Source organism: Haloferax sp. ATCC BAA-644 (genome assembly GCF_000336975.1).
Classification (GTDB): domain Archaea; phylum Halobacteriota; class Halobacteria; order Halobacteriales; family Haloferacaceae; genus Haloferax; species Haloferax volcanii.
On the sequence record NZ_AOLF01000014.1, the window covers coordinates 144,231 to 156,212 of the forward strand.

Genomic DNA, 11,982 nt, shown 5'->3' on the forward strand with positions numbered 1-11,982 from the left:
GGATGGGCCGGCGAGACTCGAACACGGGCGGCTCCCTCCCGCTTGGCGAACGCGTGCGAGCCGCAGTCCGCGGACTCGCATTCGATTTTGACGGTACCATCGACATCGACCGAACCCGGACGCAGCGGCGACTCGCAGCGCTCTGTGTCTCGCTTCTGGTCGGGCTCGTCGTGACGTGGCTCGCGGTCGACCTCTTTCCGTACCACACCGTCAACGACGACGAGGGCGTCTACCTCACGCAGGCCGCGATGCTCCTCGAAGGCAAGCTGTTTCTCTATCCCGGCCGGCTGACCGAGGCCGTCAGGCCGTGGTTCTTCGTGGTACAGGAGACGCCGAGCGCCCCCGGCGGCGTCCAGCTCTACTCGAAGTACTCGCCGGCGGTGCCGGCGCTGTTCGCGGTCGGCCTCGCGGTCGGGCTTCCGAACCTCGTGTTGGGCGCTATCGCCGCGATATCCGCCGCGCTGGTCTACGCGCTCGCGGCCGACGCGTTCGACCGGACGATCGGCGTCGTCGCGGCGGGCCTGCTCGGCCTCTCGCCGCTGTTTCTCCTCACGTCGTCGACGTTCCTCGCGTACGCGCCGACGACGATGCTCAACCTCGGGTTCGCCGTCTGTTACGTCCGGGCCGCCCGCCGCGACTCCTCGGGCTACGCGGTCGTCGCCGGCGCGCTCGTCGGCGCGGCGTTTTTCGCCCGCCCCTACACCGCCGTCCTGTTCGCGCTGCCCTTCATCGCCCACTCGCTGTGGGCGCTGGCGACCGCCCGCCGCGCGGGGACCGGCTGGGTCGTCCTCCGTCGGTACGCCGCCATCGCGCTCCCCGGCCTCGCGTTCGTCGGCCTGACGCTCGCCTACAACGCCGTCGTGACGGGCGACCCGCTCACGTTCCCCTACATCGCCTTCGCCCCGCGGGACGGCATCGGCTTCGGAGAGCGGGCAATCCTCGGCTACGAAGTCGTCTACACGCCCGCGATGGGCGTCGAGACCGCCGCCGAGGCGCTCGACCTGCTCGTGACGCAGTGGGGGCCGATGGGCTGGCTCGGCACCGTCGCCGCGGTGGTCGGTCTCGGCGTCACCGCCCGCCGCTGGTGGGGCCACAAGACCGGCCGGAACCTCCGCGGGAGCGCGAGACGCCGCCACCACGGCCTCGGCGGCCGCGACCGCGCGTTCACCGAACTCTCCGACGACGCCCTCGCCTGCGTCGTCGCGGGCGTGTTCGCCTCGGTGTTCCTCGGCAACGCCGCCTTCTGGGGGACGCACAACGGCCTCCGAAACGGCCTCATCGACCTCCTCGGCCCGTTTTACCACTTCGACGCGCTCGTCCCGCTCGCGGTGTTCGGCGCGGCCGGCGTCGTCGCCGGCGCTCGCCTCCTCCGTCGGCTGGCCCACCGTCGATTTTCGGCTTCGGAGGCCCGCGGCGTCGTCTTCTCGGTGCTTCTCGTGTCGGCGCTGTTCGCGGGCGGCGTGACGGTCGGCGCGGTCGAAGACCCCTACGACGAAAACCGGCTCCGAACGGAGAACCTCGCGGCGACCTACGAACCGCTCCTCGACGCCGGCTTCGAACAGCCGCCGCTGACCCCGTCCGTGCCGGGCGTCGACGCCGGCAGTCTCGGGGGCGGTGACGACGGTCTCGGCATCGACGGTGACTCGGCCGCGGCGGGCAACGAGACGAAGGCGCTCGTCTTCCACCCCGACCCGTACGGCGACTGGTCGGCCCATCCCTTCCAAGCGCTCCGCAACGACCCCGGCTTCGACGGCCCGGTGATGTACGCCATCGACGGCGGGGCCGAACGGGACTTCGCGGTCCTCGACGCGACGAACCGGACGCCGTATCGCTTCACCTATCGGGGGACGTGGACCGGAGCTGTTGACCCCGTCGAACCCGAACTGACCCGACTCGACGTGCTCGCTGGCGAGCGGGTCGACGCGACGACGACGCTCGGCGCGCCCGAGGGGACGAACACGGCGTCGGTCCGCGTCGAGACCGACGAGGGCTACGCCCGCTACGACGCGACGACGGCGGAGAACCTGACCGTCGAGTGGTCGGTTTCGTCGGCGGGCGTGGCCGTGACGAATCGCCCCCTGGCCGCCGGTCCAGAACGGCTGTCGGTTCCGGCGGGCGCGAGCGAGGTCGACCTCGTGGTGACCTATATCGGCGACTTCGGTGAGACGGTCACGTACCGACAGACCGCGACGGTCGAGCGCTCCGGCGACGAGGTGCGCGTCGTCTGGCCGCCGGAGACCCGCGTCTGCCGGCTGACCACCGACTGCGGGAGCGAGCGCGAGTGGGTCGGCCCCGACGGCGACTACCTCGACGGCGTCTCGGTCGAGACCGACGCGCGCGTCGCCTGAGGCGAGCGTCGAAAGCCGGCGGCTCGCGGGCAGTCGGGCGGGCGAAAGAAATGAAACGTCGCAGTCGCGGTCGGCGGCTCAGTCGTCGGCCGGGCCGGTCGAGCCCGACGAGCCGAGGAAGCCGTCGACGGTCGCGCGCTTCGCGATGTGCGGGCGGTAGACCCACGCGTTCAGGAGGACGATGGGAACCATCGTCGCCGCGACGAGCGCGTAGCCGACGTGCAGGTTCGGCAGGAGCACCGACGAGTAGACGAGCGGGTAGGTGATGCCGCCGATGGTGCCGACGCCGCCGACGACGCCCGCGACGGCCCCGGAACTGTTGGGGAACATCGCGGGAACCTGCGCGAAGATAGCGCCCTCAGCGAACGCGCAGGCCATGCCGACCATGAAGCCGGCGGCCACCGCGATGAGGACGGTCCCCGAGAGGCCGGCGAGCGTCATGACGAGCATGGAGACGACGATGAACGAGAGCGCCACGAACGTCCACTGCTCGCGGTAGCGACCCTCGAACACGGGCAGGATGTCCATCTCCTTGCGCGCCAGCACGTCGCTGACGTAGCCGCCGATGGGCCGGAGCAGGCCGGCCGCGATGGAGAACGTGGCCGCGAACGTGCTCGCGAGCACGAGGTTGTTCGTGTTGAACGCCTCGCGGTAGTAGGTGGCGAGCCAGCCGTTCATCGAGAGTTCGAGGCCGAAGCTCATGACGTAGGCGAGCGCGAGCGCGACGGTCCCGTACCGGGTCGCGGTGTGGACCCACTGCTTGAGCGTCGCGTTGTCGGCGGTCGCCTGCCGGCGCTCCTTGCTCGACGCCGCCTCGCCGAGGACGTAGTAGGCGATTGCGAGCAGAATCGAGACGACGCCGGTGTAGAAGAACGCCGCGCGCCAGTTGCTCTGGAACAGGGGGCCGCTCCAGTCCGCCCCGAACACGCGGGGCAGGATGAGCGCGCCGCCGGCGGCCCCGGCGTTCCCGATGCCGGCGTAGACGCCCTCGGCCATCCCGAGGTTCTCCTCTTCGAACCACTCCGAGACGTGCTGGATGCCGATGACGAACGTGATGCCCGCCGTGGCGACGATGAGGCGCTCGACGAAGAACACGGTGTAGCTCTCGGCGAAGGCGCTCGCCATCGAGAACACCCCGACGTAGCCGAGGACGATGGCGAACACCACCGGCGCGCCGAACTTGTCTGAGAGCCAGCCAGTGAGGATGCGGCCGAAGGGCGCGAGCCAGATTGCCGCGCTCGCGAGGATGCCGATTTCGGCCAGCGAGAGGCCGAACTCCTCAGCCATCGGTCCCGTAAAGGGTGCAAACGAGAACCAGATGAGGAAGGAGAAGTTGAATCCGATAGTGGCGAGAAGCAGCGTCCGCCACTTGGTCATCTTTACGAGTCCCATACACAATCCTCCGCAGAACATGCACAACCGTGCATAATTCTACCGTTTACTTGTATTGGTTTGGACATCATGTAGCGAAACGCACAGAGCTATCATAGAAAAGTGCTGCCCACAATGAGCCATAAACACCTACCGAATGTTTAGAGAAATGGACTAGATAAGGAGAATATTATCGATATTACCCGATAATACACCTCGTTATGAGGTAGACATACGTCCAAAAGTTTTCGGGACGTATGAATCTGGTGGTGAGGGCCGCCCTGACTGGGGCGGTCCGTCAGCGAACGCTTCCCCCTCTCGTCGGCGTGTTCGACCGCGATCGGGGTGGGTTGCGGCGAGCGGGGGGAGTCACGGCGGGCGAGGAGGGAGTCACGGCGAGCGGGCGTCAGGCGAGCGGGCAGACGACCACGTCGTCGACGCGGATACCGCCCTCGGCGGCGACCGAGTCGCCGGAGACGATATCGGTCGCGTCGACCGCGAGGTCACCGACATCGACCGTGGTCGCGCCGGGCGCGAAGTTGAGCGCACAGAGGTACGAGCCGTCGTCGTGGTCGCGGACGAAGGCGATGGCGCGGTCGGAATCGGCCTCGTAGTCGATGCGGCGGAACGTCCCGCCGTCCCGGAGCGCGGGCGTCTCGTCGCGGGCCTCGATGAGTCGCTCGTAATGCTCGCGGATGTCGTCGCGGGCGTGGTCCCACGCGAGGGCGTCGCGGCGGCCGCGCTGGCCGATTTCCTGGCCGCCGTAGACCATCGGCACGCCGGGGAGCGTAAACAGCGCGCCCGCGGCGGCCAGCGCCTCGTCCTCGCCGCACTCGACGATGTAGCGCGTCTCGTCGTGGTTTTCGAGGTAGAGCATGAACGCCGCGTGGTCGGGGAAGCCGACCTGCGTGCGCTGTTCGACGGCGTCGAGGATTCGTTCCGCGGGCTCGTCGCCGCGGCCGACCTGCCGGAGCGTGAAGTACAGCGTCGTATCGAAGTGCATATCGAACATCCCCTCGTGGAAGTCGGCGATGTAGGGGATGGTCTCGTCGAGAAGCAGGAACTCGGGGTCCTTCGCCTTCACGCGGTCGCGAATCTCCTGCCAGAACGTGTCGGGGACGGCCCACGCCATGTCGCAGCGAAAGCCGTCGACCACCTCGGCCCACATGTCCACCGCGTCGAGCAGGTAGCGCCGGACTTCGAGGTTCCGGTGGTCGAAGTTGGCGATGTACTCCCAGTCGAAGTACGTTCCCGGCTCGCCGTCTTCGCGCCACTCGTACCAGTCGTAGTACTCGGAGTCGGGGTTCTTGTAGGCGTCCTCGAAGAAGGGGTGGTCCCGCGCGGAGTGGTTGAGCACGAGGTCGAAAAGCACCTTCATGCCGCGGTCGTGGGCGGCCTCGACGAACCGCTCGTAGTCCTCGCGGGTGCCGAGGTCCTCCGCGATGGAGTAGAAGTCCACGATGTTGTAGCCGTGGGGCGCGTGGTCGTTCTGGAGGACGGGCGTGAGCCACAGGCAGTCGATGCCGAGCGATTCGAGGTAGTCGAGGCGTTTTTCGAGCGCCTCGAAGGTGTTGTCGGCGTCCTCGTCGTCCGAGGCGTAGCCGCGGACGTAAATCTCGTAGAGCGTCACCTCCCGGGACCACTGCGGCGGGTCGTTGGGGCGGGAGACTGACGCGCTCCCCGCGCCGGAGCCGTCGGCGTGGCTCGTCACGTCGGTCTGTACCGGGTCGGTCTCCGCCCCGGCGAACCCGCCGTCGGCGACGGCCTCGCGCTCGACGGTCACCGCGTCGGGGACGCTGTACGTCTCGTCGAGGGCGACCGCGTGGACGCGGAGTCGGTCGCCGACCGCCGAAAGCGGGACGCGGAGCTCCCAGCCGTCGGTCTCGACGGCCCCGTCGTCCACGTCGTCGCGGTCGTCGACGACGAACTCGACCACGAGGTCGTCGCGGTCGGTGTCGCTGTCGGGGTTCGGTTGCGGGTCGGCGCGGACGACGACCACGCCGTCCTCGACGGTCGCGTCGAGCCTGATGCGCGGGCGACCCCCCCGTCCCCGGTCGGCGTCGCCGATGGCGCTCCCGGAGCCGGACGCGCCGCCGCTGAATCCCGTCGGGCGCGCTGAGCCGCTCTGTCCGCTGTACCCGCTCATTCCGCTCATCCCGCTCGCGCCGCTTCTGGCGGAGCCGGCGGGCAGGTAGGAGCCGGGGAAGACGCGGACGGTGAGCGTGTACGTCACGTCGGGCGCGTCGAGTTCGACCACGTACCGGCCGGCCGCGTCGGGCGTGAACTGCACGACTGCCGTGTCTTCGTCGAGTTCGAGACTACTGGCGACCGGCGCGCTCCGAATCCGCCACGAGTAGTCGGCGTCGGGGTCCGGGTCGCGAGGCGCGAGTTGTACTGACTCGCCGACAGCCATGAACTGCGGCGGTCCTGGGTGTTGCATACTCACAATCAACGTGCCGGGTGACTTTGAGTTTACCCCTGGTGGGACCGGCGTTCCGGTGAGAGACGGGTTCTACCGAGTCGCCTCGGCGTCTCCCGAATTCGTCGGTTCACAGGCATAACTGATGGCGAACGGGCGGCCAATACTTATGGTTCGGGACCCTCGTCTACCTCTATGCGACTTCGGACCGCGTTAAACGAATACAAACGCGACCGGGGCGGGCGCTTCCCAGAGGAGTGTCGGACCTCGGACGGCGCGTTTTCGGGTCACGGGGACCGACTCGTCTACGTCGGACTCGACGGCTCTCTCCGGGATTATTCCGCTCCACTTTCGGGTCTCTACGGTATCGACCGCTCTCGGTTCGGCATCGAGACGAACGGCGAGACGCACTGGTTCGACGAGTTGGAGTCCGTGCGGCAGCACTACTACCGGGAGACGAGCCTCGTCGAGACCGAGTACGACGCCGGGGAGTACACCGTCCACCAGTACGACCTGACGCTCGGTCGCGCCCACGTGACGCACGTCGAACTCCGCGGTGCGATTCCCACCGACGCCCACCTGACCGCCTTCCTCACCTTCGCCCCCGAGGGGCGAGAGACGCGGGTCGGCCGGCTCATCCACGAGGCCGGCGGCCCGAACGACACCCAAGCGGTCGAGGTGTTCCACCGGAACGAACACGACTACGTCACCGCGTCGACCGGCCTCACCGACGTTCGCGGCCAGATTCCCGAGCGATTCGACGAGATTCTCTCCGACGACACCTTCGACTTCCCGCGGGAGGCCGTCCTCGACCGCTACGAGGACACCCATCTCTCGGGCGACGTGGTCGTCAGCGCCCCGCTCGAACAGGAGGGCCGCGCCGCGCGGACCACCCTCGTCACCCAGCTTTCGGACCACAACGAGATGGCGCGGACCGACGCCCTCGCCGACCTCCGACACTGTTCGGTCCAGCACGCCACCGCCGACGCGCTCCGCGATGCCGCCCGCGAGCAGGCCGAGGTGTTCGTCCCCGACGGGACGCCGCGCGAGCGAATCGTCCGCGCCGACCTCCGAGCGCTGTCGCTTCTGACCGCCCCCAGCGGCGCGCGCATCGCCGGACCCGAGTTCGACCCGTTCTACGCCCACTCCGGCGGCTACGGCTACACCTGGTTCCGCGACGACGCCGAGGTCACGCAGGCGCTCGCGCACGCCGACGACGCCTTCGGTCTCGACCTCGGTGACCGCCTCGCCACGAGCGCCGAGTTCTACTGTCAAACCCAACTCGAAGACGGCACGTGGCCCCACCGGGTCTGGGCCGTCGACGGAAGCGTCGCCCCCGGCTGGGCACACGGCCGCGTCGAGGGCACCGGCGACGAGGAGTACCAGGCCGACCAGACCGCGAGCGTCGTCGCCGCGCTCGCGTCGCTCCTCGCCGAGCGCCGCGACGAACTCGACGACGAACTCGTCGGGCGGCTCCGCTCGACCGTCGCGGCGGGCGTCTCCGGCCTCGACAGCAGCCTCGAATCCGACGGGCTCCCGAAACCCTGTCAGAACGCGTGGGAGAACATGAGCGGCCGGTTCACGCACACGGCCGCGACGTTCCTTCAGGCGTACGCCACGGTCGCCACCGCGCCCGTGAACGACGACCTCCGCGAGCACGCCGCCGAGCAGGCGACCGCAGTGTACGAGGGGCTCGACGAGCTCTGGTCCGAAGAGCGCGAAGTCTACGCCCTCCGCATCGACGGAAACGGCGGCCTCGACGACCGCCTCGATTCGGCCACGTTCGCCCTCGTCGACGCCGTCGACGCCTACGCCGACATCGGAGACGTCGACTCGCAGACCGCCAATCGGCTCGTCAAGCACATGGCCGCGACGCTGAAGGGGCTCTACCGGAACCCCCGCGGCGACGTGGCCGGGTTGGTCCGGTTCGAAGACGACTACTGGCGCGCCGAGGGGCAGGACGGCGAGAAAGTGTGGTCCGTCTCGACCGCGTGGGGCGCGAACGCCGCCGCGAAGTTCGGCGTCCTCTGTGACCGCCTCGGCAAGGACGGCCGCCGCTTCGTCGAGCGCGCGACGAACCTCTACGAACTGCTCCAGCCCGACGGCCCCTTCACGACCGACGCGGGCTACCTCGCGGAACAGGTGTTCGACGACGGGCGCTTCGACAGCGCGACGCCGCTGGGGTGGCCCCACGCAATCCGCATGGAGACGACCGCCATCCTCGCAGATATCGACGCGCTGCCGGCCCCGAAGCCCGCGCCGACCGGCCCGGAGAACCGGCCGCGGTGGACGACCGGCGAGAAGTACGGCATCGGCACCGTCGCGGACCACTACGCCGAGGACCCCTCGCGCGTCTGGTTCACCCTGACCGAGGGCGCGCTGACCGAGGTCCGCTTCCCGCGGGTCGACCTGATGAACCTCCGGACGCTCGACTTCCTCGTCGTCGACGCCGACCCGAACGACGAGTACACGGCGCGGACCCACAACGAGACCCGCCGCGACGACCACGCGGACACGGTCGAGCGCCGGGCCGAAATCGTCGACGACGACGCGCTCGTCTTCCGCCACGTCGTCACCGAGACGGGCGACGGCCGCGGCCACGAGTGGGAGCTCACCGTCGAGTACGTCCTCGACCCCGAACACGACGCGATGCTCGCGGACGTGCAGTTCGAGTCCATCGACGGCGACGACTACGAGCTGTACACCATCGCCGACACGGCGCTTGCGAACACCGGGACGAAAGACCGCGGCATCCGCCTCGGCCAGCTCGGGAGCTACCACCTCGTCGCCCGCGACGCGGGCGCGTTCGACGCCGGCGACGGCCACGAACCGCTCCTCATCGACCAAGACGGCAGGGAGTACAGCGTCGCAATCGCGCTCACCGCCGCCGGGCGATTCGAGTGGGCGACCGTCGGCGTCGCCGGCTCGCGGTATCTCGCGGACTTCTTCTCGAAGGGCGAACTCCCGAGCGCCCAAGAGCGCATCGACGACGAGAACGTCGTGCTCGTCGGGCGCATCGGCACGGGCGACGAACTCGGCGAGACGCTGGCGCTCGGCTTCGCGGAACACGCCGACACCGCCGCCGCGCTGGGCGAGGCGGCCGGCGCGCTCACCCGCGGCTACGAGACGGCGCGGGCGGCGTACGTCGACTCGTGGGCCGACTTCCTCGCCGACAAGGAACTCCCCGGCTCGGTCGCCGGCGACGACGACCTCGCCGCGCAGTACAAGACCGCACTCATGAGCCTGCGGGCGGTCGAGGACAAGACCTACCTCGGCGCGGGGCTCGCCTCGCCGTCGGTGCCGTGGGGCGAGGCCGTCCCCGCCGAGGAGGCGAAGGGGTACGGCTACAACTTCGTCTGGTCGCGCGACCTCTATCAGGTCTTCACCGTCTTCGAGGCCGTCGGCGACGTGGAGACGGCCATCGACGCGCTGGAGTACATCTACACCTACCAGCAGGACGATCGCGGCTTCATCCCGCAGAACACCTACCTCAACGGGCGGACCCGCTGGGGCGGCGAGCAGATGGACAACATCTCGTTCCCGCAGGTGATGGCGTACATGCTCCACGAGCGCGGCGTCGCCTTCGACGACGTGGCCTACGGCTACGAGAACGTCAAGTACTCCGCGGACTACGTCGCGCGGAACGGGCCGCCGACCGCACAGGAGCGCTGGGAGGAGGAGGCCGGCTACTCGCCGTCGTCCATCGCGGCCGAGATCGCCGGGCTCGGCTGCGCGGCGGCCATCGCGCTCGACGAGGGCCACACCGACGACGCCCTCGTCTGGCTGGCGCTGGCCGACGACTGGGCCGAGCGCGTCGACGACTGGACCGCCACGCGGACCGGCACCGACCGCAACACCCACACGCCGTACTACGTCCGCATCACCCGCGACGGCGAACCCGACGCCGGACACCTGCGGACGCTGGCGAACAACGGGCCGACGCTCGACGAGCGCGAAATCATCGACGCCGGTTTCCTCGAACTCACCCGCCTCGGCATCAAGCCCGCCGACGACGAGATAATCCGCAACTCGCTGAAAGAGGTCGACGAGACCATCCGCGTCGACACGCCGCACGGCCCGGCGTTCTACCGGTACAACGGCGACGGCTACGGCGAGCGCGAACGCGACGAAGAGGGCGCGCCGTGGTCCGTCGACGCCAAGGGGAAAGGCCGGCTGTGGCCCATCTTCACCGGCGAACGCGGCGAGTACGAACTGCTCGCGGGAACCGAAGACGGCGACCTCGCGCCGGACAACCTACTGCGGACGATGGCCGCCTTCGCCAACTCCGGCCGCATGCTCGCAGAGCAGGTCTGGGACCGCGAACACGCGACCGACTTCAACTGGGAGTTCGGTGAGGGCACCGGCAGCGCGACGCCGCTGGCGTGGTCGATGGCCCAGTACGTCCGCCTCGCCCACGGCGTCGACGCGGGCGAACCCGTCGAGACGCCCGCGTTCCTCCGCGAGCGATACGTCGAGTCCGACCGCCCGACCGGGCCCTCGCTCCGCGTGAGCACGCGCTTCAAGGGCGACAAGCTCGTCGTCTCGGGGCAGACCGACGCTCCCGTCGCCGCGGTGAAGACGCCCGGCGAGACCCGACTCGTCGAGCCCGAAGACGGGGCGTTCGAGGTCGAAGTCGCCATCGAGTACGGCGAAAACCAGGTGACCGTCGCCGCGGCGACCCACGAGGACCTGACGAAAGCCGGCACGACCGTCTCGCGCTTCACGCTCTGAGGCGGCGCGACCGGCCGGCTGCCGTCACCGTCCCCGACCCCGAACTCGAACTCGCGGGCGGCGCTTCGACGACTTCTTTCGACCCGTTCCGCCGGCACCGCTTTTCCGTCTCCGGCCTAACGGTCGGGTATGCCGGTCTACCAGCGTCGAACCCGTATCGCCGCCCCGCTCGAACGCGTCTGGGAGTTCCACTCCGACGTGTCCGGACTGGAGGCGCTCTCCCCGGCGTGGATGCACCTCGACATCGAGTCGGTCCGTGGCCCCGACGGCGACGACGACCCCGACGAACTCGTCGCGGGGACGGAAATCGAGATGTCGATGCGACCGTTCGGGGTCGGTCCCCGCCAGCGATGGACCTCGCGCATCCTCGACCGCGAGGCCGGGGAGACGACGGCGTGGTTCCGCGACGACATGGTCGGCGGCCCCTTCTCGCGATGGGTCCACACCCACCGGTTCGTCGCCGACGGCGACGAGACGATAGTCGAAGACCGCGTGGAGTACGAACTGCCGTTCGGTCCCCTCGGTGACCTCGCGGGCGTCTTCGGCGGCGTCGGCTTCGAGGGGATGTTCCGCGCGCGACACGCCGAGACGAAGCGACTGCTCGAAGAACAGTAACCGGTAGCGCGGGAGTCGAATCGAGTCGAATCGAGTCGAGTCGGAGCGTCGACGGCTCAGTCGTCGCTGAGCGAGAACCGCGGTTCGACCTCGGAGCGGACGCCGCCGATATCGAACTCGAAGCGCGCGCCGCCGAGGTCGACCTCCGGGGGGGTCACCTCGATATCCCAGCCGTGGGCCTCGATGATGCTCTCGACGATTGAGAGCCCGAAGCCCGTGCCGGAGTCGGACGTGGTGTGACCGTGTTCGAAGACGGTGTCGCGCTCGTCGGCCGGGATGCCGGGACCGTTGTCGGCGACGTAGAAGCCGGTCTCGGTGGGACCGACGCGGACGGTCAGCTCGTCGGTCGCGTCCGTCGGCGGCGACTCGGCGGACGCCGTCTCGTCGGCGGGCGCGTCGTCATCGGAGTCACAGCAGGAGCCGCCCTGCTCGACGGCGTCACCAGACGCGGTCTGGTTGCCCGTGGAACCGTGTTCCACGGCGTTCCGAAACAGGTTT

Annotated in this window: 6 protein-coding genes; 3 read left to right on the forward strand and 3 right to left on the reverse strand. The window is 69.2% G+C overall.

What is annotated here, in order from left to right; translation table 11 throughout:
- Nucleotides 1-2 precede the first annotated feature (2 nt).
- Nucleotides 3-2,348, forward strand: coding sequence for a glycosyltransferase family 39 protein (locus tag C458_RS07670; RefSeq protein ID WP_008574574.1), 2,346 nt, complete (start codon nt 3-5; stop codon nt 2,346-2,348).
- A gap of 78 nt (nt 2,349-2,426) precedes the next feature.
- Here C458_RS07670 and C458_RS07675 read toward each other — a convergent pair whose 3' ends face one another.
- Together C458_RS07675 and malA are read right to left on the reverse strand one after the other, a co-directional pair.
- Nucleotides 2,427-3,725, reverse strand: a complete 1,299-nt coding sequence (locus C458_RS07675) for an MFS transporter (protein WP_008574575.1) — start codon at nt 3,723-3,725, stop codon at nt 2,427-2,429.
- A 400-nt stretch (nt 3,726-4,125) separates the two neighbouring features.
- Nucleotides 4,126-6,159 (reverse strand): alpha-amylase MalA, encoded by a 2,034-nt coding sequence (gene malA / locus C458_RS07680; protein ID WP_275450228.1) that lies wholly within the window; start codon nt 6,157-6,159, stop codon nt 4,126-4,128.
- 174 nt (nt 6,160-6,333) lie between these two features.
- On the opposite strand from malA, the gene C458_RS07685 reads away from it, so the two are divergent.
- Together C458_RS07685 and C458_RS07690 are read left to right on the forward strand one after the other, a co-directional pair.
- Nucleotides 6,334-10,869 (forward strand): glycoside hydrolase family 15 protein, encoded by a 4,536-nt coding sequence (locus C458_RS07685; protein ID WP_008574577.1) that lies wholly within the window; start codon nt 6,334-6,336, stop codon nt 10,867-10,869.
- A 129-nt stretch (nt 10,870-10,998) separates the two neighbouring features.
- A complete protein-coding gene (locus C458_RS07690; protein WP_008574578.1) occupies nt 10,999-11,484 on the forward strand; it encodes an SRPBCC family protein in 486 nt (161 codons plus the stop codon).
- Between the two features lie 56 nt (nt 11,485-11,540).
- Here C458_RS07690 and C458_RS07695 read toward each other — a convergent pair.
- The coding region (locus C458_RS07695) for a HAMP domain-containing sensor histidine kinase (RefSeq protein ID WP_008574580.1) at nt 11,541-11,982 on the reverse strand (442 nt) is incomplete at its 5' end.